Source organism: Methylomonas sp. AM2-LC (assembly GCF_039904985.1).
Classification (GTDB): Bacteria; Pseudomonadota; Gammaproteobacteria; order Methylococcales; family Methylomonadaceae; genus Methylomonas.
The window spans coordinates 3,028,582-3,055,000 of record NZ_CP157005.1 but is presented as its reverse complement, the minus strand read 5'-3'; the positions used below and the strand labels follow the sequence as shown (position 1 = coordinate 3,055,000).

The window sequence follows — 26,419 nt, the reverse complement described above, 5'->3', positions numbered from 1 at the left end:
ACAACAAATTATTTCGATTGAAAGACACACCTGGGTCTGTAGCTCAGTTGGTTAGAGCGCACCCCTGATAAGGGTGAGGTCGGAGGTTCAAATCCTCCCAGACCCACCAACTAAAGACGACGACGATGAGAGGTTATGGTAGGCTGAAGGTCTAACAGAATCTAAATTGTTTAAGTCTTCAGTTAACGCTTATGCTGACATGGGGCCATAGCTCAGCTGGGAGAGCGCCTGCCTTGCACGCAGGAGGTCAGGAGTTCGATCCTCCTTGGCTCCACCATTGTCTTTCGCAAACTGAGTAGTAAAAACAAAGCAATATAACAAATAAAGAAAGAATAAAAGCAGTAAAGGCAGTACCAAAGAAGTAAAACAAACAGTCAACAACAACTCTATACGGTTTTAACGATACCGCCGCAAGGCAGGGTATTGATAAAGACTTTATAGAATTGGTGTTAAACCAATAGCTCTTTAACAATGTGGAAATCTGTAACAACTATAGTAGTGATCAGCAATGATCAAAACTGATGTGAAGAACTGAATCGAAAGAAACAGAACAACACATCACTCTAGCAAAAATCAGCGAAAATGTCAGCTGAACAGATAACCAAAATAGATCAGGCAACGAAGAAAGCAAACGTTGGCTAAAGATGACTGAAAAGGCGTACTCAGTAACGACTGAGAAATCCAATTCACTCTTCATTAACCGCGAGTTTTTTTAAGTACGCCGTCCGCGAGGACAGATGTATTGGGGTTATATGGTCAAGTGAATAAGCGCATACGGTGGATGCCTAGGCAGTAAGAGGCGATGAAGGACGTTGTAGCATGCGAAAAGCTTTGGGGAGTTTGCAAACGAACTGTGATCCAGAGATGTCCGAATGGGGAAACCCGGCGAGGAAAACCTCGTCATCCTGCAGTGAATACATAGCTGCTGGAAGCGAACCCGGAGAACTGAAACATCTAAGTACCCGGAGGAAAAGAAATCAACCGAGATTCCCTAAGTAGTGGCGAGCGAACGGGGACTAGCCCTTAAGCTAGAATAAAGTTAGTGGAACGGTCTGGAAAGTCCGGCGATACAGGGTGATAGCCCCGTACACGAAAACTTCATTTTAGTGAAAACGAGTAGGTCGGCGCACGTGAAACGCTGATTGAACATGGGGGGACCATCCTCCAAGGCTAAATACTCCTTACTGACCGATAGTGAACTAGTACCGTGAGGGAAAGGCGAAAAGAACCCCGGAGAGGGGAGTGAAATAGAACCTGAAACCGTATGCGTACAAGCAGTGGGAGCCCCTTCGTGGGGTGACTGCGTACCTTTTGTATAATGGGTCAGCGACTTACATTTTGTGGCAAGCTTAACTGAATAAGGGAGGCGTAGCGAAAGCGAGTCTTAATAGGGCGTTCAGTCGCAAGGTGTAGACCCGAAACCGGGCGATCTATCCATGGCCAGGCTGAAGGTCAGGTAATACTGACTGGAGGGCCGAACCCACGTCTGTTGAAAAAGACGGGGATGAGCTGTGGATCGGAGTGAAAGGCTAATCAAGCTCGGAGATAGCTGGTTCTCCTCGAAAGCTATTTAGGTAGCGCCTCGTGTATCACTCTTGGGGGTAGAGCACTGTTTCGGCTAGGGGGTCATCCCGACTTACCAACCCGATGCAAACTCCGAATACCAAGAAGTGCAAGCACGGGAGACACACGGCGGGTGATAAGGTCCGTCGTGAAAAGGGAAACAGCCCAGACCGTCAGCTAAGGTCCCCAAATCTATGCTCAGTGGGAAACGATGTGGAAAGGCACAGACAGCCAGGAGGTTGGCTTAGAAGCAGCCATCCTTTAAAGAAAGCGTAATAGCTCACTGGTCGAGTCGGTCTGCGCGGAAGATTTACCGGGGCTAAGCATAGTACCGAAGCTACGGATTTACGCGTTAAGCGTGAGTGGTAGAGGAGCGTTCCGTACGCCTGCGAAGGTCAATTGAGAAGTTGGCTGGAGGTATCGGAAGTGCGAATGCTGACATAAGTAACGATAAAGAGGGTGAAAAACCCTCTCGCCGAAAACCCAAGGTTTCCTGCGCAACGTTAATCGACGCAGGGTTAGTCGGCACCTAAGGTGAGGCCGAAAGGCGTAATCGATGGAAAACAGGTTAATATTCCTGTACCAGTGGTAACTGCGATGGGGTGACGGAGAAGGCTATATCAGCTGTCGGTTGGAAGTGGCAGTTTAAGCGTGTAGGGAGTAGTCTTAGGCAAATCCGGGACTGCAATTCTGAGACGTGATGACGAGTGTTTAGCGATAAACGCGAAGTGATAAATGCCCTGCTTCCAAGAAAAACCTCTAAGCTTCAGGTTATCAGTGGCCGTACCCTAAACCGACACAGGTGGGTGGGATGAAAATTCTAAGGCGCTTGAGAGAACCCGGGTGAAGGAACTAGGCAAAATGATACCGTAACTTCGGGAGAAGGTATGCCGTTGATAAGTGAAATCCCTCGCGGATGTAGCGTAAGGCGGTTGCAAAAAATCGGTGGCTGCGACTGTTTAGCAAAAACATAGCACTCTGCAAACACGAAAGTGGACGTATAGGGTGTGACGCCTGCCCGGTGCTGGAAGGTTAATTGATGGGGTTATCTTCGGAGAAGCTCTTGATCGAAGCCCCAGTAAACGGCGGCCGTAACTATAACGGTCCTAAGGTAGCGAAATTCCTTGTCGGGTAAGTTCCGACCTGCACGAATGGCGTAACGATGGCCACACTGTCTCCACCCGGGACTCAGTGAAATTGAAATCGCTGTGAAGATGCAGTGTACCCGCGGCTAGACGGAAAGACCCCGTGCACCTTTACTATAGCTTGACACTGGACTTTGAACCTACTTGTGTAGGATAGGTGGGAGGCATTGAAGCGAGGACGCCAGTTCTCGTGGAGCCAACCTTGAAATACCACCCTGGTATGTTTGGAGTTCTAACCTAGGTCCATTATCTGGATTGGGGACAGTGTCTGGTGGGTAGTTTGACTGGGGCGGTCTCCTCCTAAAGAGTAACGGAGGAGCACGAAGGTACCCTCAGCCTGGTCGGAAATCAGGCAATGAGTGCAAAGGCATAAGGGTGCTTGACTGCGAGACGGACAAGTCGAGCAGGTACGAAAGTAGGTCTTAGTGATCCGGTGGTTCTGTATGGAAGGGCCATCGCTCAACGGATAAAAGGTACGCCGGGGATAACAGGCTGATACCGCCCAAGAGTTCATATCGACGGCGGTGTTTGGCACCTCGATGTCGGCTCATCACATCCTGGGGCTGAAGCAGGTCCCAAGGGTATGGCTGTTCGCCATTTAAAGTGGTACGCGAGCTGGGTTCAGAACGTCGTGAGACAGTTCGGTCCCTATCTGCCGTGGGCGTTTGAGATTTGAGGGAAGCTGCTCCTAGTACGAGAGGACCGGAGTGGACGAACCTCTGGTGTTCCGGTTGTCATGCCAATGGCATTGCCGGGTAGCCACGTTCGGACAGGATAACCGCTGAAAGCATCTAAGCGGGAAGCCCCTCCCAAGATGAGATCTCACTGGGACTATAAGTCCCCTAAAGGGCCGTTGAAGACTACGACGTTGATAGGTACGGTGTGGAAGCGCAGTAATGTGTGAAGCTAACGTATACTAATTGCCCGTGAGGCTTGACCATATAACACCCAATGCATTTGGGTGAGGTTGATGGGTGTTGAAAGACACCGAAGACGCTGAGACAGAGACTGACGTATTGAGAATAATATGACAGTATTGAAAAATGCGAAGAGTTTAGAGTACAGATTTCCATGCAGGTAGTGTAAAGCTACTGAATGACGACCGTAAGGTCAAACCAGTTTGCTTGGTGAACATAGCAAGCGTGAACCACCCGATCCCATCCCGAACTCGGAAGTGAAACCGCTTAGCGCCGATGATAGTGTGGCAGTTTGCCATGTGAAAGTAGGTCATCGCCAAGCTCTTAAATTAAGAGCCCTGATACCCATAAGTATCAGGGCTTTTTTTATGCCTGTCGATGGAACCTGGATGAAATGCAATGTAATCCGGGAGGTGAAGCCGAAAGGCTTTAGCCCAATCGATGATGGCTATAAGATCGATGGGGTGAGTGTTCAATTAACAATCACCGTACAACCGCTTGCCGTTCCAAGCAGATGTAATCAATATCGCAGCAGACACCTCGTATTACCTTGCATTTTTACGCGCCACGCCTATTCCGCACAATTTTTTTGGGTAGATAAATTTAACTTGATCCACCGATAAGATACTTTGCATTGCTAGTTTTAGCGACGATACATACACTGTAATTAATATTGCTATTTTAGTGTGATTTTTCTTACAGACTTGCATTAATAATTTAATTAAACTTCCGTGGAGTTTTAGAATACTGTACGGCTTTTGAATTTACTGCTAACTGATGCGTAGACACCAGGCAGTTATTTCGTTTTCTTTTTATAGTTCGTATTGAGTAATCATTTTAAGTATCAATACTCATCGTATCTAACTCTCTCATTTTACGTCAATTATTTCATTATTAATTTTCAGTTTCAATGCTCATTCGGGGGAGTTATGTATCATTTTATTTTTTTATCAATTTTATTGGTGGTGTTACCGATGAAAGTTTCCGCTGGCGGCATCATTCCGGTTGAGCCTCCACCTATGCAAGCGCAGCCACTTAAGTCAGGCGCTTGGGTTATTTCTTATTATCAGTATCCTAATGATCATGAAATTACTGGCACTAGCAATCTGTGTGTACTTGCAGATGGCAGCTGGTATATAGAACCCGTTGTAATGCCGGCTTCCAGTACGCAATTGCCTGCACCAGGCCCGTTATTGTTTACTGTAGGTGGTAAAGGCGATTGGCTAGTTGATGCAAATAATGTAACACTTTATGGAGCTGCCAGAGGGCATCAAGCTGTTGCTTTTACAGCCATAGGACAGTTATTGGGTGATTCTTTGGTTTATGGTAGATATGTCAACTTTGTTATCCCACGTAATCGGCTTAAACAACCTTCCGGTAGTTTCCAGGCAATATATCAGAGTGAAGATTGTTCATTTTAGTAATCCGATATAGCAATTTTTTGGTAACTATTCAGCTTGCCGACGTCAGGATGCGCATCAATTTTTATAGATGCGCCATGCTTTGTTTAGTACACACTAAAGGTCATTGCTTAAAAATGTAAAGGTATTTTGTTGAAAGTTACGATTTGCTTATTCGTTGTGAAATTGGTTGCGTTACGGGTTTTTTAGAACAAGTCACTATGTTCTGTAGCGTACAGTTTGTTTTGACGAAGCCATATAAACTCCTTTCCTGCATTGGATGTAATGTCATTCTCTTATTTTGTATTTGGATTTACATTTAACATCCTTTCTTATCTTTTGATTATGAGGAAAGTAATGAACGGTGTTTATAAACATATTTTGATTTCTTTTATAGCTTTTAGTTTACCCGGTATTTTGATAGCGGGTACCCCCCTTCCTATTGAGCCACCGCCTTTGCTTGCTCATCCACTTAAAGCCGGTAATTGGATTATTTCTTATTACCAAGTACCCAATGAACATACAGTGACGGGTAACGCAAATTTTTGTGTACGTACTGACAATACTTGGTATTTGGAACCTATTGCAAATCAAGACACTGAAAAGCACAGTGTGTTCACCAAAAAATCGTTCATGTTTACACAAGGTGGCAATGGGGAATGGCTGATTGATGCAAATAATGTAACCTTCTATGCTTCAGCACACGCACATAATATCGCTGCCTTTACAGCGATTGGACAATTATATGGTGATGCTTTAATTTCAGGACGCTATGTCAATTATGGGCCGGCGGGGAATGCTGCTAAAGTGGTTTCTGGCAGCTTTCAAGCTGTTTATGTGGCAGAGGAGTGTGCGTTTTAATTGTTGGTTATCACCTAACCATGAGCTTTAAATTACACACTTATGCTCATGTTAACAAATCTGTAGGGAAGGATGTGTTGATAGCGTGATGTACATATTTCGCCATTGATGCGCCTTTTTTCGTCGGCATATCTAACAATATTATGCATTGATTGTAACATTGATGCCAGCGGTTACGGCTTAATGATGCGGTTCGTACCTCACCACATGCTACCTAGGGTAATGGGTTTTACAAGACCGATCTACTAACTCCAGAGAGTAGGATGTGGTGAACGCTAAGCGTACCGCATCATTTCTTCCCAACACCATTTATTTTCTCGACAAAATACAGCTGTATGGATAGCTATAGTTTTGTTTCAGTTTGTTGTCGATATTGATAGCTATGCTTTGATTTTAAGATTGCTGTCGGCTGGTTAGGACTTTATGATGTGGTTCGTACCTCTCTATATCCACGTAGGCAATCGATATGTTTTGGTTAATTGTATTGATTAACCCGTTTATTTTCATAGATTCGAATGCTTGGTCCATAGTTACGTGTAGTGTCTGCAGTTAACTCATAAACTAAGCGGTGGTTAGCGAAATAAGTGCTATAGCGTTTAGCTAATTCTGCATAACTTTCCCTACCATCAAAAAAGCGATCATCATCTCTGGAGCTGACGATGACATAATCGACATTGTTATCAATCTTATCAGCATTTGTTGCTAAACCGCTGATACCCAACTCCACAACAGTGTAGTCGGTGCTGATTGTTTCCACAGGTGGTGTAAAAAACTCACGGGCGATTTTACTGTGTGGGGGAAGATTCGCTTTGATCCAAGTCAGGCTTAACCAGCGTGTATCGGGTAAATTTTTGTTTAGCATTTCTTGTGTAGATTGAATTGCTAAGGGTAGGCAAATCAATAATATTAAGCAACTGGTTATTGCTAATTGTAAAACTGGCTGTTTTAGATGCACTGACAATTTGTTGAAAATAAACTGTAACGAAAACGCGGCTAATAAAGCCAGACAGGGTAGGGTGCCTACCATATTACGTACAAAAAATACTTTGTAATAACCGATCAGTAGCAAGAGAAGGACTGGGAATACCGCCAGCATGCTTAAATAGCGATAGCGTTTATCCGCAATGAAACATAATGCCAATAGCGCCAGACTGGTGACCCAGGGTCCTAAGCCACTATTTGAGTAGAGTGCATTAAAATATAAGTTGTAACTATGATCGCCAATGGCTTCAAAACCCAAATGTCCGGTTCGATAGTGGTAAGCTTCGTAGCGGATACTACGTATAAAGGCGAGTGGTTCTAGCAGTGCATAGGGGGTGGTAGCTAGAAAGCCGATACCAGCAAATAGTACCGCATAGACTAGTTGTTTATTACCTAAAGGACGTTGCTGAGTTCGGCAATAGACATAATGTGCGACTAACACCATGGTAAAGCTGACTAGCGCCGTATATTTACTGCCGGTACATACACCCACGGCAATGCCAGCCAATATATAGTCACGCTTTTGTCCGCCAGCATATATTTTACAGGCATACCACAACACTAGTACTGAAAAATTAGCTACCCAGATATCCGTGGTTACCAGCGCCGAGTTGTCCACATGCAATGGTGATACCGTCGCGATAGCCGCTGCAAAAAGTCCAGCCAGGGGGCTAATCAAGCGTTTACCTATTTGCCAAATTAGCAGTAAGGATAGGCTGGACATACAGGCTGCAAAACCACGTCCCAGCATATAAAATTGAATGTTTGGAATCGTGTCTAGTGAGCCATGCATAAACACGGCATACACACAGTTCAATAAGGCACTGAGGAGGGTTTGCAGGTATATGACTAAACTTGGGTAATTAAAAAAATGCGGATTAAGATCGGCTGTATTTAAAATTCCTAGTGCGATATTGACCAGTGTGGGTTCATCAGGATGGGTACTTAACGGGTAGCCAAACCGGATACTTTGCAGGCGTAGAATTAAGCCTGCACAAAATATCATAGTGATGATAACGCGCTGTTGAGTAAGGCTTAATGCATAAGTCAACTGCCAGCGCATAACTAATTATATTATCGGTTATTGGTTTGACTCTGGTTGGCTTTCAACTTCTAGCAGTTTTTTAATATGCACTGCCGGTATGGCATAAGTAATGCCACTGGGGTTACTAATGGCATTTTCTTTACTACCCTGCACAAATACCTTATCTAGAATACCGATTACTTTGCCGCTAGTTGGGTCGTATAAAGGGCTGCCGCTATTACCTGGATAAGCGGTGCCATCCAGCTGAAACACATCGAATGGCGTCTTTAGACTTTTTACCATTTTTACATTTAATTGTTTGGAATTACTGGCCGGAATGGCACTGGGTGAAATAGCCGAAATCATGCCTTTGTGTGTGACTGGATGTACACCTAAAACCATGCCTATCGGGTAACCGGTAAAAGCATACACCTCACCTTCACGCACTTTGTTAGAGTCGCCAATTTCCATTGCCGGTAATTGACCACCTTTCAGCGTTAATAAGGCCAAGTCATGATTGTCATCCGTAGCAGTTAAATCGGCTTGCCCCATCATCACTTTATGATCTTGTAGAAAAAAAATGGCAAATTTTTCCAGATGCTGCACATCCAGTTCTTTGGCAACGACATGCGCATTGGTAATGATACTGCGGCCATCGCCCACCACAAAACCCGTGCCCATAAATATTTCTGGCGGTGTACGTGAGGGTTGAATAGTACCAACTGCCACAATTGCCGGTTTAATGCGGGGTAATAAATCTGCAAGGGCGTTTTCCGCAGCCTGACAATTGTGCAGATAAAACAACACGAACACGCTACTTACAAGTTTGGCTGGATAGTTCATATGCTGATGGTTTAAGGCAGTCAGGAAAGCTTTAATTGTAGTGGATACCGATAAATTTTGTTTAGATTCTGGGATCCCCCCCATTTTAAAAACTAAACTTGGTATTTGTATAAGTTTAAGATGAGCGAATCGCAACCATAAAGGCTGGGCTGTATTCAACACGTATACATTGTTAAACCAATAAAAAGTGTATTTAACTCGCCGGGCCATTTTTATCGATCAACATCCGCAAATCGACCATACCGCAACAATATACACGGCAATAGCAATAAATTTAACAGTGTAGACGACACCAGGCCGCCGATGATTATGGCGGCCATGGGGCCCATGATTTCGCGGCCGGGGTTGTCGCTATTGATGGCGATGGGCAGCATGGCCAGAGCTGTTACCAATGCCGTCATTAAAATGGAAGGTAAGCGTTCTTGTGCGCCCTGTAAGGCGGTGGCTTTATTCCAGGCTAAACCGTCTTGTTCTACCAGATGCCGATAGTGTGAAATTAACATAATGCAGTTACGCACGGTAATACCAAATAGGGTGATGAAACCGACGATAGAACCAACTGATAAACTGGCATTGCTGAGGGCCACCGCCGCTACGCCTCCGAGCAGGGCAAACGGTAAATTAACCAGGGTTAACACCACATGGCGTACGCTGCCCAAAGCCAAATATATCAGCAATAACACCCCGGCACCTGCCAGTAATGCATGTAGAATTAAGGCATTGCGGGCTTTAGCTTGTTCCAGGGCGGCACCCACAAATTCCGGGTAACTGCCATTTTGCCAATCAAGTTCGTTTAACACGCGTTGTTTAAGGGTCTGTATAAAGTTGTCCATATCCACTGCATTAATATTACAGGTGATGGTTTGGATGCGTTGCGCACCTTGATGCAGGATATTGTAACGGCCTTCGCCTGGACTGATATGCGCTACCTCGCCAAGTAACACACGTTCTCCCTCGCTGTTTTTAAGTGGTAATTGCTGCATTAACTCTATTTGCTGGCGTTTTTCCGGTGCCATAATGACGGTCACGTTAAAAATACGATTGCCTTGGATATTTTTACCCACGATACGGCCTTCGTAGGCCACTTGTAATGCATTCATCACCTGCGCAGGTTGAATACCGCGAAAGGTTAATTGTTCAGCATCCAATGCCACTTGCAGCATGGCGGTAACGGGTGGCGAGCGCAGTTGCACATCCTCACTACCGGTCAAGCTGCGCATGATTTGCGCAATGTGCTGCGCTTGTTTATCCATGTCGGTCAGGTCATGTCCATACACATTGACTACCATGGCTGCCGTATAGCCTGATATGGTTTCGTCCACACGTTCGGTTAAAAAGGTATTGGCTTCGTAATGGATGCCGGGAAAATCATCCAGAATGTCGCGTAATTCTTCTAATACCTGTTGTTGATCGGCACCACTTAATGGCTTTAAACGCACTTCATATTCACTGTAGTGGCTACCGTAAGTGTCTGCGCCGCGTTCTGCGCGGCCAGCCCATTGCGACACGGATTCAATGCCTTGTATATTTAAGAATTGGTTCGTGAGTAAACTGCCTATGCGTATGGATTCCGGCAGTGAGGTTCCCGGTACACTGGCTGTATGGATAATAAAATGTCCTTCGCGTAATTCCGGTAGAAATTTGTGCTCAAAATTGACAAATACACTTATACCTAACACGCAGGTCAAACTGCTGAGGGTGATAATTAATTTAAAATGTTGCATTACCCAGTTTAGCAAGCGCGTGTACACTGGTTTTAACATATTGATCAGCGGTGGATCGAGATTAACCGGGATATTACGTTGCAGTAACAGATGACACAATGCAGGGGTTAAGCTTAAAGCGACCAATAAGGACATCAAAATCGCCAATATATAAGAATAGCCCAGTGGGGCGAATAATCGACCTGCCACATCGCCTAAGGTCAGCAAGGGTACAAAAACCAGGGCGACTATAAAGCTGGCATACACCACCGAGCTGCGCACTTCCATGGATGCCGCAAAGATGACGCTACTGAGTGGCGCAGGTTGATCTTGCAGCTGATTTTCACGTAAGCGCCGGAAGATGTTTTCGGTATCAATAATGGCATCGTCTACCACTTCACCCAGTGCGATGGCTAATCCACCTAGCACCATAATATTCAAGTTAGATCCGGTTTCCAGTAATATCAGAACTGCGGCCATCAGCGACAGCGGAATAGCGGTGGCAGCGATGCAGGCGCTACGTAAGTTGAATAAGAATAAATACAGGATTAATAAAACAAAAAATCCGCCGATCAATAAATGCCCCGACAAATTATGCAAGGAGGTTTCAATATAATCGGCAGGCCGAAATAAATGCGGGTAAAAATCGATATGTTGTTTGGCGAATAAAGGCGCAAACTCGTTCAGTGCGGCTTCAACCTGTCGGGAAACCGATAGGGTGTTAGCGCCGTATTGGGCAATAATCATCATGACGATGCCGGGTTTGCCCATAATTTGCGCGGCACCAATGGCGGGTTCCGCAGCGTAGCGAATATCGGCCACATCACCCAGTAAAATGTTGTTGCCATTCTGGCGTTTTACCACCAAACGCTGATACTGTTCAGGCAATTGCGGTTGACCGCTAATCTGCAAGGTAAAGCGCTGGTTGCTATTTTCGATGAAGCCGGCACCATTCATTTCGGCGGCACTGGCGGTGGCGCTGACAATATCGTCCAAGCTTAGATTAAAGCGTTGCAGAGCCTCTGGTTTGATTTGTACCTGTAATTGTTGTATATCTCCGCCAAACACATTAACGTCCGCCACGCCTGGAATGGCTAGTAACCTGGGAGCCAGAGTCCAGTCTACCAGTGTGCGCAAGTCCATCAGGCTATTCTGATCAGAATGCATGCCGATAGTGAGTACCGTTGCGGATGATGATGCCAAAGGTAAGGCCACCGGCATACCGATACCAACCGGTAAACGCTGATTAATGCTGGTAAGGCGTTCGCTAACCAGTTGTCGATTGCGATATACATCGCTGTGTTCGGCAAAAATCGCCGTTACGATAGATAAGCCCTGTATTGATTGCGAGCGTAGGCTACTTAGGCCAATTAAACCGCCCAATGCGGTTTCGATTTGCTGGGTGACCAGAACTTCCACTTGTTCAGCGGCCAGGCCAGGTGCTTCGGTTTGGATAATGACTTGTTTGGGTGCAAATTCTGGAAATATATCTAAGCCAGCCCCGGCAAAGCGGTAACTGCCATAAGCCAGCAGTAAAACAGCCAACACTACCACCAGGCCGGAAAAACGGATAGAAAAACGAACAATAAGGGCAAGCATGGCTGATGGTAAGCGAATGTAGAGCGGCAAAACCCTCATTATATAGAAATTACTAAGCGTTAAGGCTTTTGCTTAAAGCAACTTGTGTGTAGTGGTCTGATTAAGTTACTGCCCCAGCTGATGCGCAAACATTACCAAGATGTTTAGTTATCAATTGCTTTGTTAAAAAATTGAGGACTGACTATAATAAAACTACATTTTTTATGGAAATTGATTAATATTTATGTTTTTATCATTTATGTTACTTAGTCGAAACTTTGTCATACTAAAAATCGTCTATGATAGCGCAAAAAATTTTGTTTCGGATTGCAAGCGTTTTGCACGTTAACAGTTTGGCGTGTTATGCCAATGAAAGGCGAAACGGGTAGTGATTAGTTTATGCTGTTTTTTCGTATAGACTGTATGAATGTGAGTAATGACATTCTTTTAATAATCAAAAAGGTTGCAGGTAAGACCAATATGCAAAGTAAATGAATAGCACTCGTGTAAAAACTAACAGCCGCATACTGATTGTTGATGATGTTGTTGACAATATTCGTGTAGCCATGAACATACTTAAGGAAGACAACTACGATTTTTCTTTTGCGCATCATGGTGCGGAAGCACTACGGTTACTCATCGAAGATTCGGAACAGTTTGATTTGATATTATTGGATATCATGATGCCAGGTATCAATGGTTTTGATGTTTGCTTAAAATTGCAGGAAAACCCCGCGACCAAAGATATTCCCATCATTTTTTTAACCGCAAAAGTGGATGTGGATTCCATTACCAAGGGTTTTGAATTAGGGGCGGTGGATTATATAACCAAGCCATTTCATGCCAATGAACTGTTAGCCAGAGTTAAAACACATTTGGATCTTTTCCATGCTAAAAAGCTGCTCATCAAACATAATATTGATCTAAAAACTAAAGTAAAGTTTGAAATGCTGCGTTTACTGACTGAATTGGAAGACAGTCAAAAAGAAGCTATTTTTATACTGGCTGAGTTGATGGAAGCCACTTCTGACGAAACCGGTAAACATATAAAACGCGTTGCCGAACACTCAGCCTTACTGGCTAAATATCATCCCTGTTTGGGTGAAGACGACATCGAAAATCTTTACCATGCTTCACCGATGCATGATATTGGCAAAATGACCGTACCCATAGATATTTTGCATAAGCCTGGACGTTATACTGACGAAGAGTTTTTTATCATGAAAAGGCATACCACCAATGCCTACGCATTATTATCACATTCGGACCGCAAACTGCTTAAAGCGGCCGCCATTATTGCCCACGAACATCATGAAAAGTGGAATGGTGATGGTTATCCACGTGGACTAAAAGGACAAGACATTCATATCTACGGTCGTATTGTGGCTTTGGCGGATGTGTTCGATGCACTGACACACAAGCGCTACTATAAAGAAGCTTGGAATATTGACGATGCGGTAAACTTTATTATCGAGCAGCGAGGCACACACTTTGATCCGGAGTTAGTCGATATTTTTCAGGAACATCTGGATGAATTTATTGCTATCGCCAATTCCAGATAATGGTCATTTTGTGTATATTTGGCCTAGCCGAATCACTCTTCCATTAAGGAATGACTGAGTTGATCGGGCGATTATTGGCCATTCTTATACTGCTTATGCCGGTAAGCAGTTGGGCGGATGCGCAGGCCGATGCTTTAAAAAATGTCAGCATTCAATTGAAATGGCGGCATAGTTTTCAGTTTGCTGGTTATTATGCGGCCATAGAAGAAGGCTATTATCGCGATGAAGGGCTGGATGTCTCTTTAAAAGAAATAGATTTTAATAAAGATTTTGTTAAACAGGTTGTCAATGGCGAAGCAGACTATGGGGTGTCTGACAGCAGTTTGTTGATTTACCATTTAAAAGGCGACCCGGTTGTCTTAGTTAATCAATTTTTCCAGCATTCTCCCTTGGTTTTTATTTCCCGTCGGGAGAGCGGCATCATTAGTCCATATGAAATGGTTGGCAAAAAAGTCGAGTACAGTGCCGGCAATCAGCTCGTTGCCCCTCTAAACGCGCTCTTGCTTAAAACCCTGGGCGACTTAACTAAAATCAATGAAGTAAAATTTGACGATCATTTTCAAAAAGACTTTATTGAGGGAAAAGTCGATGTGGTGGTTGCATACACCACCACAGAACCTTTTTTATTAAAGGTGCGGGGCATAGATGTCAATATTATCAATCCACAAAACTACGGCATCGATTTTTACGGCGATAATTTATTCACTACCCAGAAAGAGTTATTTGAGCATCCTGAGCGTGTTGCCAAAATCAGCCGAGCCACCATTAAAGGTTGGCAATATGCTTTGGAGCATCCGCAGCAAATTATCGAACTGATACAAAAAAAATATAATCCCAATCTGTCTACCGCCTTTTTACAATACGAAGCCGATGCCACGCGACAGATGATTATTCCTGATCTGGTTGCACTTGGCTCCGTTGATCCGGCGCGGTATCGATTAGTGGCAGAGGATTATCAGCGTTTGGGGTTTACAGATAATAAAGTGGTGGATGATGGTTTTTTTTATGCGCTAACAAATCAAACCAATCAGGGCGCTGTGTCGTTATCTGAGGAAGAAAAAGCGTGGCTGCGGCAACATCCAACCTTGCGCTTTACCGGCGATCCAAACTGGCTACCTTATGAAGCGTTCGATAGTAAAGGACAATATATTGGTATAGTGTCAGAGTATTTACATGTTTTAGAACAAAAGTTAAACATTAAATTCGAAGTTGAACCGAGTCGATCCTGGCGCGAATCGGTCGAAAAAGCCAGACAGGGTGCGGTGGATGTAATTTCTGAAGAAATAGATTCTAATCTGCGCGATCAAATGACGTTTACACAGGCTTATTTATCCAGCCCTGTGGTCATTGTCATGCGTGATTCTGCCAACTATGTTGACAGTATTAATCAAATTAAACAACAACGTTTGGCTATACTTAAAGATTATGGCGGATCACCCGCTATCATCAATGCGTATCCCTCTATTCACTTTTTTGAAGCGAATAATGTTCAAGAAGGTTTGACGGCTGTTTCAACTGGGGAAGTTGATGCGCTTCTGTGTACTTTGGCACAAGCCAGTTACACCATCAGCAGTCAAAGTATCAATAATGTCAGAATTGTGGGTAAAACCGAGTTTACCACCCAAGTGGGTCTGGGTGTGCGTAAAGAATATGCCGCCATGTTAGTGCCTATGCTGGATAGGGCTTTGGCATCTATTCCTCAAATGGAAAAACAACGCATCAGCGATCATTGGGGAAATGAGCGTTTTGCCACTAAAACCGATTATTGGTTGCTGGCTAAAGTAATCGGCGTGTTTTTGTTTATTTTATTGGTGATTTTTTACAGAAACCGTCGTCTCGTGCATGAAATTAAACGTCGAAAAAAGAGTGAGAAACAAGTCAGATCTTTACATCAACGCTTTGCCTTAGCTACTAAGGTGGCATCACTTGGCGTATGGGAATTGAAATTGACCGAGCCTCCGCAAATTCTGTTTGACGATAAAATGTTTGAAATCTATGGGATTAGCTCTAAAACACAACCTACCTATGAGGAATGGCTGAGCTTTGTGCATTGGGATGATCTTCCTATTGTTCATCAATTTATTGACAAGCTTAAATCCACGCAAGGAGAAGAGCATATCGAATATCGAATTATTCGCAGTGATGGCAAAATCCGCACCATTTACAATGGTGCCTGTAGTGTAGAAAGAGAAAATAGATGCCTTAAAATTACAGGGGTCAATCAGGATATTACGCAACGTAAAAAAACAGAAACCGCCTTGAAGAATGCAAAATTACAGGCTGAAAATGCCAATCAGGCTAAATCGCAGTTTCTTGCTAACATGAGTCATGAGATTCGTACGCCGTTAAATGCCATTATTGGTTTTACCGATTTGCTGAATGAACAGGTAAAAGACGGTCGCCTTAAATCGTTTGTTAAAACCATACAGAACGCTGGACATACCTTATTGTTGTTAATAAACGATATTTTAGATTTATCCAAAATTGAAGCAGGGAAGCTGCGTATTGATAAAAAAACCTGTAATCCGCATCATTTATTTAGCGAATTAGGGCAAATTTATATGATGAAAATTCGGGAAAGAAACTTGGATTTTATTCTTGAAATTGATCCAAAAATTCCAGAAAACTTGATACTGGATGCTACCCGCTTACGGCAAATTCTGTTTAATCTAATTGGTAATGCAGTTAAATTTACTGAGCAAGGGCATATTTGTTTAAAAGCTAGAACAGCCAATGAAGATCCGATTGGCAGTAAACTGGATTTATATATAGATGTAGAGGATACCGGTATTGGTATTCCCTTAGATCAACAAACTTTGATTTTCAACGAATTTGAGCAATTGGAAGGTCAAGATGTACGTAAGTATGGTGGTACTGGTTTGGGGTTAGCCATTAGCAAGCGATTAACAGAAATGATGGGTGGGGAGATTTCATTGCGCAGTGCTCCTGGGATAGGTTCTACATTTACCCTTTGTTTAAAGGATGTGGCCATTGCCTCGCTGGCCGTTGAAGCTGATGTTCCTGAAATAATGACCCCGGTAAGATTTTATGCCGCAACCCTATTAGTGGTTGATGATATTGAAGATAATCGCGGATTGCTTAGAGAATGCTTTGCTGAAACGGAATTAACGCTTATTGAGGCAGAAAATGGTCAGCAAGCCATTGATAAAATGCAGACCGAAAAAATTGATCTGGTGTTAATGGATATTCGCATGCCGGTTATGGATGGATATCAAGCATCGAAAGTGATTAAATCTTTTTCAAGTGTGCCAATTTTGGCCTTAACGGCCTCGGTCATGCAGGATGAATATGAGCGCACCAAAAGCGAAAATTTTGATGGTTATTTACGCAAGCCGGTATTAAAAGCCGATTTAGTCGCCGAACTTATGCGTTTTTTACCGTATGAGCTTATCGAAAATCAAGAACCCACACTGCAAACGCCTGTGTTTAGCCAAGCAGAATTGCAAGTTTTACCTACAGCATTGCTTGAGCTGGAAGCGTTGACTAACATGTGTCATTTAATTTCAAGAAACAACAATATGTCCGAAATTAGTCAATTTGCTGATGCCGTATTAGCGATAGGTAATCAGTATGCGCTAAAAGTGGTGGTTGACTATGCCACTGAATTACAACAATACATAGATTGTTTTGATATTGTTGCTATCAAAAAGGCGTTGGGCCATTATGTGCAGTTGCTTGAAAACTTATCAAGTTCTATTTCTAAACCTGTAGTTTCTTAGCTGTTAAGCTGTAATAACGAGAGTTATTGTATCTATAAACTAAAACATGCGTGAAGCTCATTGTTTCTAATGGGTGCGGTTCGTAAACTCACCACACCCTACGCCTAAGCGTAAAATGAAAGATTGTGCAATCCCGCTTAAGGCCCTCATCAAAAAACGCTATCAATCCGTTTTAAAATAACAATCGGTTATACAAGCGAATACGCTCTGCTTCTTTTTCCTGCTCAATTGCCTGTTGATGTTGTGCTGCGGCGTTGCGTAGTTCTTCGTCTAAATTTTGATTTTGATACTGCTGTGTTTGTCGTGCAGCATCTTGATTGGCTTGGTTCTTCAGTCGAATTTGTACGGCACGTTCAGCTTGCAGGGCATCAAACTTTTGTTTCGCTTCTGCGTCGGTTTTTGGATCGGCTTTAATATCCAGTTCTTTACTTTTTTCATTGCCAGTACATGGCGAGGCCTGATAAATAATTTTACCTGAGGGCTCCGTACACTTGAATACTTCCGCCTGGCTTAGGCCGGAAAAACACAGTAATACTAAAATACATAGCTGTTTCATAGGAGTCTCGCTGTCAGTTTTAGTGATGCTTAATGACACGAATAAATGCGCTAATCTGATATGCATCGATACTGTGTTTTGCAGCCTGTGGGTGTTTAATGATGCGCCGCATTACACAATTGCTAATGGGAATTTTGCCAGTAGGTATACCGATTGTCATTAACATTCTAGTTACCACACGCATAACACTACGCTATTAATTGTGTTAAGTACTTTTATAATATTAACATTCTTAATTGCTGAGGTAATACTGTTTTTTAACGGCCAAGAGTATGCACATAAAAAAAGGGGGCATAACGCCCCCTTTTAATAATGACTAGCCGCTATACGCGCATTGATTAATGGCTGTCGTAATCTGAGTGTCCGTCTTTGTGGTGTGACGATTTGCCAAACAAATCGGTCATTACATCTACATTTGCGTCACAAGCGTGATTCAAACAGGGTAAACCGAAGCCCACATCCAATGTTTTTAACAATGAAAAGTGGTTGTAATATTTGCTGCTGGTGACACCGTGATTACCGTAGTTGGTATCGACAATTACAGCAACCTGATTGATATTAGGTGCATCGCTATAGTCATTTTCATCCCACATGACGACGATAGCATTGTGGCCATCGTCCCAGGCGGGTGATTTTTTAATGGCGGTTACAATTTTGGCTACTGTGTTATCACCTTGTTGAATTAACGCTGGGTTTAAGCCAACTTGTGTACCTGTTGAGCTTGGATCGTAATTGCAGAATGGGCCAGCGTTGCCACGACCATGTTGATCATTACATTGGTTTGGGGCAATGAACGAAAACGCAGGAACGTGACCTGTGCTTAAATCAGCATATAAACCGTTTCCGCCATCAAAAGGAGCGACCTTTTTTAAGCTAAGGGCAGGGTTTGTACCTTCTTGTACTGATTTGAAGTAGGCAAAGGGATTGTGTTTAACGGCATACAGATAAACCAGACCCGCAGATGTGACTTCTGGATCTTCTTGCGATAAGCTGCTGAAATCAGTCAGGTTGCTATAAGTGCCGTCACTGACGTTAACGCCGTCTACACCCGTTAAAGGAATGCTTTCTTGATAGGTTTTCCAGCTAAGGCCTGCTGCAACCAATTGATCGGCAATAGTTTTTCCCACAATTTTATGAGAAGCAGGTATTGAAAGAACGCCATCGATATTGTTGATGGTGCCCGATTGGGTTTCATTGATGGTGTCGGTAGCGTTGGTGGCTGCATCAGCTCCGATAACCGCAGGAATTGGGCATACATTAGCGTTGGCAGGTGCTGGGTTGTCGAAATTGGTTTGACCTGAAACGATGTTGGCTACACAGCTTGTTGAGTGCCAGTCGGGGTAATGATCGCTTTGCACGCCAAAGTTAGAACCACCAACCACTTCAAGGTAGTTGGTCAAGCTGGGGTGGCCAATAGCAAAATATTTGTTAGCCAGGTTAGCAGACGATGCTAACTGATTGATAAAAGGTGCATTAGGGTTACCAATAATTTGTCCGTAGGCATGATTTTCCATCATGATGACGAATACATGATCCAGTTTTGGTATGCTGGTATCGGCTAATACTGGATTGACTAATAAAGAGCCCAGCAAGCTCAAAGAGGCAGCGGTTTTTTTCATAAAATTAAGATCCCCGTCTAAATAATTGATTGATTGTCCAGCAGTGCTAGCAGACGACAGATAATAATAATTAAGGAATATTAAACAATGATGACAGTGGATGGTTTTTCTTGAGCCTAAGCCTAAGTGGGGTTATGTACGGTTCTATTTAAAGTTAGGTGCTATAGTGACCCTTTTATACACTCAGCAGTAAGGGCAATATGGGTGTACTAGCATATACCAATTTGCAATCAGTTAGCCTTGCTTTTAGTTGTTCTGTTGAAATGCATTTAAACATCTGATTTATATTTTTTATTTCGACTTAGGAGACTGTCATGGAATCATATCGAATAGAGCTTTTTATAATTGCATTGGCAGCGGCACTTGCGCCATTTTTATCTCAACTTTCAACGCGCTTTCGCCTTCCTGTCGTTGTTGTTGAATTGTTGTTAGGTATTTTTATTGGCCCTCAAATGCTGGATTTGGTCAACACCGATGGCTTGGTGGGAACAATGGGCGAACTGGGTTTAACGTTTTTGCTGTTTATGGTGGGCTTGGAAATCAATTTTAATGAAATCCGGGGTAAGCCACTAACATTAGCTGTTGCTGGTTGGTTTCTTTCATTTGTTGTTGCTCTGCTGTGTATGTCGGTTGCGAATTCAATGGGGCTTATAAAAACGCCGTTATTAGCTGCTGTCGCATTATCAACTACTGCACTCGGGGTACTCGCTCCTATATTGCGCGATCAAGGTATTTTGGAAACAGCATTTGGAAAGTTGCTAGTATCTGCTGCGGTAATGGGTGAGCTAGGCCCATTATTGGCAATTTCATTTTTTATTATTCCTGCACATTCACCTGTTATCAATACGCTTTTCATCATTGTTTTTGTCGGTATCACTTTATTGTCAGCCTACATGGCAACCCATGTGCATTCTTCAAAAGTAATCGATTTATTGACCAAAACCATGCAAAGCAGTGGTCAATTACCCGTAAGAATTTGTATTGCTTTACAGGCGTTATTGGTTGTACTTGCCGCAAACTTTGGGTTTAATGTCGTCATTGGTGCATTTGCAGCGGGTATGGTTGTCAGCTTGGCTTCAAAAGGCGAAGGTGGTGTGATGTTGCGCCAGAAGCTAGATTCAATTGGTTATGGTTTTCTAATTCCCTTCTTCTTTATTGTCGCCGGAATGAAATTTGATATACATGCGCTATGGTCGTCACCTTTGATTCCTTTACAGATTATCATTTTATTAGGACTTTTGATTATAGTAAGAGGGGTGCCAGTGTTGCTTTACAAGCCTATTTTAACTAAAGAAGAAATATTACCGTTTGCTCTATATTCAGCAACCGGCCTGCCAATCATTGTAATCATTTCCGAATTAGGGGTTACTTCGGGTCTTATGGCTCCTGATAGAGGTATGGTTTTGGTATCCGCAGGTATGATTTCTGTGTTTTTGTTTCCCATACTGGCCGAATATTTAATGAAAAAACGTATTGTGTCTGAATAAGCATTCTAGTCAGCCATAGTAAAGCCAATAAAATCAATGGAAATCTTTTGAGTGGACTTTAACTGCAACGCCATGGCGTTAACACTATCTACATGATCGGCATTATTGTCGGGCTTAGGTTTTGTGTTGAGTTTTTTTAAACGCGCAAGGATACGTTATATCCTGCATCGACATGCAATTCCGCACGCCTATTGGTTAAACTGTACAGAAAATTTGCCGCTACTTCAGGGGCTAACTGCCGTAGAGAAAGCACATCTGCGGGAACTGGCAAGTTTGTTTTTGGTTGAAAAAAACATAGTGGCTGTCCAAGACTTGTTAGTCACCGACAGTATGCGCGTGATGATTGCCAGTCAAGCGTGTTTACCGGTACTTGCATTAGGGTTTGACTGCTTATCAGGTTGGACAGATATTATTGTTTATCCAGATGCTTTTCGAGTCAACCGCGATATTGTTGATAGTGCCGGCGTGTTACACCATCAGGAAAACATTTTAAGTGGTGAATGTTGGTCTAGCGGCCCCGTCATACTGTCATGGGCTGATATAGTGCAAGATCAAAAGACAGGCCATACCGGTAGAAATGTCATTATTCACGAGATTGCTCATAAGCTTGATGGGCTAAATGGTCATGCAAACGGGTGTCCGCCCTTGCATTATCATATGTCGGTTCCGCAATGGACGGCTGAATTAACGGCAGCCTATGAAACACTGATTCAACAAGTGCAAGAGCACAATAATAGCTGTATCAATCCGTATGCAGCAACCAATCCAGCTGAGTTTTTTGCAGTGGTTAGCGAGTATTTCTTTTCCTCGCCGGCGTTACTTGAACAACATTTTCCAGGTGTCTATCGGCAATTACAGCTTTATTATAGACAGGACCCAATACGATGCTGTTCTTTAAAAGAACGTAATTAATGCGTATAACGCTCTACACGCTATCAGTAAAATGCGACATAATGGTTTTGCTGTAGTCATGCAAGGTCATTACAAGACAAGAGAGTGGCAATGTGTGTTGTATAATGCAGTGCATATAATAACTGATGAAATTAGTTGGTTTTTATTTTTAAAATACTTTTAAACACAAGGGGCATTCGCCCATGAATACAATGCCTATATTGGCAATGACAACCGACAATACCGCTCCCATCATTTCTGTAAACGGCATTAACAAGACCTATGCCAGCGGTTTTCGAGCGCTCAAAAACATTAATCTTCACATAAAACGTGGCGAGATATTTGCATTACTCGGGCCGAATGGGGCGGGTAAAACCACACTGATCAGCATTATTTGCGGCATAGTCAGCCCTACATCGGGCAGTATCATCGCCGATGGTTTTGACACTGTGCGAAATTACCGTGCGGCGCGCTCAAGCATCGGGCTGGTGCCTCAGGAATTGCAAACCGATGCCTTTGAATCGGTATTGGCCACCCTAAAATTTAGTCGTGGATTGTTCGGTAAGGCTCCCAACCCTACTTACCTGGAAAAAATACTGCGCGATTTGTCGCTATGGGATAAGCGCAACGCTAAAATTATGACGCTCTCTGGCGGTATGAAACGCCGCGTGCTGATTGCCAAAGCGCTTGCGCATGAGCCAGCCATATTGTTTCTGGATGAGCCAAGTGCGGGTGTGGATGTGGAATTACGTCACGACATGTGGCGCATGGTGCGCGAGCTGCGTGCACAGGGCACTACCATTATTTTAACCACACATTACATTGAAGAAGCTGAAGACATGGCAGACCGTATTGGCGTTATCAGCAACGGTGAATTGATAGTGGTAGAAAACAAAGAAGTGCTGATGCGCAAATTCGGCAAAAAGCAGTTGACCTTAACATTGCGACAGCCCATGACTCATATTCCGGTAGCGCTGAGCGCTTGGCCGTTGACACTGGCCGAGTACGGAAACGCCCTGGTGTATGATTTTGACACCCACGAAGAAGAAAATGGTATTGCCGAGCTGCTGCAAATCCTGGGTGAACATCATATTGAATTTAAAGATTTGCGCTCAAGAGAAAGCTCTCTGGAGGATATTTTCGTCAGTTTGGTGCATCAACCTAAGCAGGTACAGGCATGAACATCTATGGCATTCGTGCTATTTACCATTTTGAAATGGAGCGTACTTTTCGCACACTATGGGAAAGCATCGCCGCACCGGTGCTAACCACCTCTTTATACTTTATTGTGTTTGGCAAAGCCATTGGTTCGCGTATGGGCGAGATTGATAACGTCGATTACGGCGCTTTTATCATCCCTGGGTTGGTGATGCTAAATTTACTAAGTGAGAGCATATCCAATGCTTCTTTTGGTATTTACATGCCTAAGTGGTCGGGTACCATTTATGAGTTGCTCTCTGCACCCGTGTCGTGGGTGGAAATACTGCTGGGCTATGTTGGGGCGGCAGCAACCAAATCGGTTATATTGGGGCTACTTATACTAGGCACCGCCCGCATTTTCGTACCGTACCAGATTGCCCATCCAGGCTGGATGATCGCTTTTCTGTTACTGACTTCTATTACCTTCAGTCTATTTGGTTTTATTATTGGGCTATGGGCAGATAGTTTTCAGAAATTGCAAGTCATTCCTATGTTGGTCATCACGCCACTTACTTTCCTGGGTGGCGCGTTCTACTCGATCAATATGTTGCCACCTTTGTGGCAGACCATTAGCCTGTTTAATCCTGTGGTGTACTTAATCAGCTGTTTTCGCTGGAGTTTTTATGGTGTGGCCGATGTGCATATTGGTATGAGTATTGGCATAACTTTTGGCTTTCTCATCCTCTGCCTGATTTTTGTATGGTGGGTGTTTAAGACGGGGTATAAGATTAGAAATTGAGGTGATGATTGGGGGGTAGCCTCGGTTAGTGGAGCGTAACCGAGGGTGGAAGTGTTTCTCTATTGACTATGCGTGTTATTACTTTATTAGTGATTTTCTCAAAATATGTCGGCTTTTTGATGTGTTGAACATTATTCCGATTCCGCTCAAAAATAGTAAAAGTGATGTTGGAGTTGGTACTGGAGCAGCAACGAGATTAATATTAGCGATAGCAAAGTCGTTACCTGATGCAGATATGTTAGCATCGACCAAACTTAAGTTTACGCTGGTCTGGTTACCAGAATTAAAAAAACCTTGCCCCAATTGCCAAGACTGCGTGGTATTAAGTGTTGACAAGATTGCACCGTTTAATTCAATGGAAATGTTTGCATTTAAAGAGGAATATATTGATTTATCGACGTCTGCCGTATAGAAGCTGAATCTGTAGTCGGTAAATGGAGTGACCGTTATTGTTTCTTTCCAAACTGCATAATCTTTAAAAGTTGCACCGTCCGCAAGAAGCACATTGCCATCTAGACCATTTGGTAAAGCGGAAATGGAGGGCCAATCTCCCAAAATAGTTTGCGCATTGATTTGCGATGCCAAAGTAATAGAATATTTTGTTTGTCCTCTAATAGGAAAGTCATAAGTGTAATCACTGGTAAATCCCGAATTACCTTGACTAAAGTCGCCATTTACAATATCAGCATAGGTAGCTGGAAGCCAGAACATTTGTAATGCTGTGAGTGTTAATAGTTTGCATAGTTGTTTAAACATACAGTTATTCCTTAATTGTAAATTTGATAGATTAAATATAAAAAATTCTACATAGATACCATTAGAGCAAGTCAAACAACTATGCTCTATTGTTTAAAAATAAACTTATTTACCAGTGTCTATATTCTATTTTAATTCACTTTTATTAACAATAAAGCTCAGTTTTTAACCAAGGTTAATTAGATAACGTGGGTAATAGGATGCGCCTCTCTGCGTTTGGCTGCATCCTATTAGGCGGGCTTACCATGTTCTGCGCGTTATGATTCGCTAATGACGCCTAAGTTAGCATGTTAGTAAACGTTGCCTCAGTTGTCGCCAAATAGGTCGCCTAAGCCACCTAGAATTGAGCCTTCGTCTTTAGAGCCACTGCCAGCCGCTTGCAACACACGGTTTGCTAGTCGCGAGAATGGCAAACTTTGTAAGTAAACCGTACCGTGACCTTTTAGAGTGGCTAGGAAAAGTCCTTCACCGCCAAACACCATGGATTTTAAGCTGCCGGTGCGTTCAATGTCATATTCAATGCCTTTTGTAAAAGCGGCAATACAGCCGGTATCTACCCTTAGCGTTTCGCCATGTAGTTCTTTTTTGATAACAGTGCCGCCGACATGTATAAAGGCTTTGCCGTCGCCTTTTAGGCGTTGCAGAATAAACCCTTCACCACCGAAAAAACCGGTTCCGAGTTTGCGCTGAAATGCAATTTCAATCGATGTGCCAAACGCTGCACACAAGAATGCGTCTTTCTGGCATATGAGTTCTTCGCCAAGTTGCGCCATCTCCAAAGGAATGATCTTGCCGGGATAAGGTGCGGCAAAAGCTACCTTTTTTTTACCATGGCTCTGGTTGGTAAAATGGGTGATAAAAATAGATTCGCCCGTGAGGACACGTTTGCCAACATGTAGCAATGAGTCAAATAAGCCGCCTACTGGTTTGGAGCCGTCTCCCATTTTGGCTTCAAAGACAATACCATCTTCCATGTAGTTCATGGCTCCTGCTTCGGCTATTACAGTTTCACCGGGGTCCAGTTCGATCTCGACGATCTGCATGTCATTACCGAACAATTCGTAGTCTACTTCATGGCATCGCATGACTGTTGTTTCCTTTGTTAACGTTAAGGGGGCGGGTAAATAGCAGAGCCGAAGGCTGGTTTGAATAAGGTAAACCCCAGGAAAACACTATTAAATAAGTGCGGTTGTTTTATTCAAGTGATCAGTTTATCAGCTTTAAAGCTGGGTTTTATTATCATTCAAGCCAGCCTAATTCTGCAAGCCTAAGGTCGGCATATTTTTCATTGCTGGGCAATGGCAAAATAGCGTGTAGCGTTTAGCCGCAATGCATAAGATGGCTTATAGGAGGCTGATATTAGGCGTATCGATCGAGTGTTACACTATTAAAACCATCCTGCCGCCATATTTTTTTAATGGATTTTAGGGTCTATGCACTCGAACGATGCGCCTCTCTGCGTTTGGCAGCATCCTATAAGGTTTACTTTTATCCTAATGTCAATTATTTAATGGCAAGGAAAGTACTTTACTTAAGGGTGACTTTTGCCAATTAATGCGACGATGATGTTATTTTATTAGTCTCATCGAGTAAACAAAGCCCAAACTCGCCGGGCTAGGCAATTGCTGTTATTCTTATTAATTTTTATCCAACAGGTAAACTCATGAGCGATGCAGACGATGCAAAGAATGTCATAGTCGTAGATTTGCAAATGCCTTTTTTTTCCATCGTGGTGTTGATGGTTAAATGGGCGCTGGCATCTATTCCGGCTATTATCATATTAGCGGTTATTTTCAGCTTAACCACTGGCTTGTTAGGTGGCGTACTTTTTCCGCATTTATAGATCCTTCTTGT

17 protein-coding genes, 2 tRNA genes and 2 rRNA genes are annotated in these 26,419 nt (G+C 43.3%); 13 read left to right on the top strand and 8 right to left on the bottom strand.

Annotation, left to right across the window (positions count from 1 at the left end; all coding sequences use genetic code 11):
- Positions 1–32: 32 nt before the first annotated feature.
- The 6 genes from ABH008_RS13720 (at position 33) to ABH008_RS13695 (ending at position 5,886) form a co-directional block, all read left to right on the top strand.
- Positions 33–109: transfer RNA gene (locus ABH008_RS13720), tRNA-Ile, on the top strand.
- Positions 110–201: 92 nt separating this feature from the next.
- A tRNA-Ala gene (locus ABH008_RS13715) sits at positions 202–277 on the top strand.
- Positions 278–754: 477 nt separating this feature from the next.
- Positions 755–3,649 (top strand): 23S ribosomal RNA (locus ABH008_RS13710).
- 182 nt (positions 3,650–3,831) lie between these two features.
- A 5S ribosomal RNA gene (gene rrf, locus ABH008_RS13705) occupies positions 3,832–3,947 on the top strand.
- 607 nt (positions 3,948–4,554) lie between these two features.
- Positions 4,555–5,046, top strand: coding sequence for a hypothetical protein (locus ABH008_RS13700; protein ID WP_347986184.1), 492 nt, complete (start codon positions 4,555–4,557; stop codon positions 5,044–5,046).
- Between the two features lie 336 nt (positions 5,047–5,382).
- A complete protein-coding gene (locus ABH008_RS13695; protein WP_347986183.1) occupies positions 5,383–5,886 on the top strand; it encodes a hypothetical protein in 504 nt (167 codons plus the stop codon).
- A 475-nt stretch (positions 5,887–6,361) separates the two neighbouring features.
- Here ABH008_RS13695 and ABH008_RS13690 read toward each other — a convergent pair whose 3' ends face one another.
- The 3 genes from ABH008_RS13690 to ABH008_RS13680 form a co-directional block, all read right to left on the bottom strand.
- Positions 6,362–7,930: a glycosyltransferase family 39 protein gene (locus ABH008_RS13690; protein ID WP_347986182.1), complete on the bottom strand. Its 1,569-nt coding sequence runs from the start codon at positions 7,928–7,930 to the stop codon at positions 6,362–6,364.
- Between the two features lie 18 nt (positions 7,931–7,948).
- Positions 7,949–8,734 (bottom strand): serine protease, encoded by a 786-nt coding sequence (locus tag ABH008_RS13685; protein ID WP_347986181.1) that lies wholly within the window; start codon positions 8,732–8,734, stop codon positions 7,949–7,951.
- 212 nt (positions 8,735–8,946) lie between these two features.
- A complete protein-coding gene (locus tag ABH008_RS13680) occupies positions 8,947–12,036 on the bottom strand; it encodes an efflux RND transporter permease subunit (RefSeq protein ID WP_347986180.1) in 3,090 nt (1,029 codons plus the stop codon).
- Positions 12,037–12,506: 470 nt separating this feature from the next.
- On the opposite strand from ABH008_RS13680, the gene ABH008_RS13675 reads away from it, so the two are divergent.
- Both ABH008_RS13675 and ABH008_RS13670 read left to right on the top strand, forming a co-directional pair.
- Positions 12,507–13,577: an HD domain-containing phosphohydrolase gene (locus tag ABH008_RS13675; RefSeq protein ID WP_347986179.1), complete on the top strand. Its 1,071-nt coding sequence runs from the start codon at positions 12,507–12,509 to the stop codon at positions 13,575–13,577.
- A 50-nt stretch (positions 13,578–13,627) separates the two neighbouring features.
- Positions 13,628–17,317: an ABC transporter substrate-binding protein gene (locus ABH008_RS13670; protein ID WP_347986178.1), complete on the top strand. Its 3,690-nt coding sequence runs from the start codon at positions 13,628–13,630 to the stop codon at positions 17,315–17,317.
- A gap of 172 nt (positions 17,318–17,489) precedes the next feature.
- Here the strand turns inward: ABH008_RS13670 and ABH008_RS13665 are convergent, their stop codons facing one another.
- The 3 genes from ABH008_RS13665 to ABH008_RS13655 all read right to left on the bottom strand — a co-directional run bounded on the left by ABH008_RS13665 (position 17,490) and on the right by ABH008_RS13655 (position 19,492).
- A complete protein-coding gene (locus ABH008_RS13665; RefSeq protein WP_347986177.1) occupies positions 17,490–17,873 on the bottom strand; it encodes a DUF4124 domain-containing protein in 384 nt (127 codons plus the stop codon).
- A gap of 19 nt (positions 17,874–17,892) precedes the next feature.
- On the bottom strand, positions 17,893–18,039 hold the full coding sequence (locus tag ABH008_RS13660; RefSeq protein ID WP_347986176.1) for a hypothetical protein: 147 nt from the start codon (positions 18,037–18,039) through the stop codon (positions 17,893–17,895).
- Positions 18,040–18,211: 172 nt separating this feature from the next.
- Positions 18,212–19,492: an alkaline phosphatase family protein gene (locus ABH008_RS13655; RefSeq protein WP_347986175.1), complete on the bottom strand. Its 1,281-nt coding sequence runs from the start codon at positions 19,490–19,492 to the stop codon at positions 18,212–18,214.
- A gap of 314 nt (positions 19,493–19,806) precedes the next feature.
- Between ABH008_RS13655 and ABH008_RS13650 the strand changes: the two genes are divergently transcribed.
- The 4 genes from ABH008_RS13650 to ABH008_RS13635 all read left to right on the top strand — a co-directional run bounded on the left by ABH008_RS13650 (position 19,807) and on the right by ABH008_RS13635 (position 23,809).
- Positions 19,807–20,979, top strand: coding sequence for a cation:proton antiporter (locus tag ABH008_RS13650; RefSeq protein WP_347986174.1), 1,173 nt, complete (start codon positions 19,807–19,809; stop codon positions 20,977–20,979).
- 126 nt (positions 20,980–21,105) lie between these two features.
- Complete coding sequence (locus tag ABH008_RS13645) at positions 21,106–21,891, top strand: M90 family metallopeptidase (protein WP_347986173.1); 786 nt, start codon at positions 21,106–21,108, stop codon at positions 21,889–21,891.
- A gap of 191 nt (positions 21,892–22,082) precedes the next feature.
- Complete coding sequence (locus ABH008_RS13640; protein WP_347989975.1) at positions 22,083–23,051, top strand: ABC transporter ATP-binding protein; 969 nt, start codon at positions 22,083–22,085, stop codon at positions 23,049–23,051.
- Entirely contained in the window at positions 23,048–23,809 is a 762-nt protein-coding gene (locus ABH008_RS13635) for an ABC transporter permease (RefSeq protein ID WP_347986172.1), read from the top strand. Before ABH008_RS13640 ends, ABH008_RS13635 begins: the two co-directional genes overlap by 4 nt.
- A 78-nt stretch (positions 23,810–23,887) precedes the next feature.
- Here ABH008_RS13635 and ABH008_RS13630 read toward each other — a convergent pair whose 3' ends face one another.
- Positions 23,888–24,565, bottom strand: coding sequence for a hypothetical protein (locus tag ABH008_RS13630; RefSeq protein WP_347986171.1), 678 nt, complete (start codon positions 24,563–24,565; stop codon positions 23,888–23,890).
- A gap of 305 nt (positions 24,566–24,870) precedes the next feature.
- On the bottom strand, positions 24,871–25,650 hold the full coding sequence (locus ABH008_RS13625) for a TIGR00266 family protein (RefSeq protein WP_347986170.1): 780 nt from the start codon (positions 25,648–25,650) through the stop codon (positions 24,871–24,873).
- A 578-nt stretch (positions 25,651–26,228) separates the two neighbouring features.
- Here ABH008_RS13625 and ABH008_RS13620 point away from each other — a divergent pair.
- The gene (locus tag ABH008_RS13620; protein WP_347986169.1) at positions 26,229–26,408 is read left to right on the top strand and encodes a hypothetical protein; all 180 of its coding nucleotides are present in this window, start codon (positions 26,229–26,231) and stop codon (positions 26,406–26,408) included.
- Positions 26,409–26,419 lie beyond the last annotated feature (11 nt).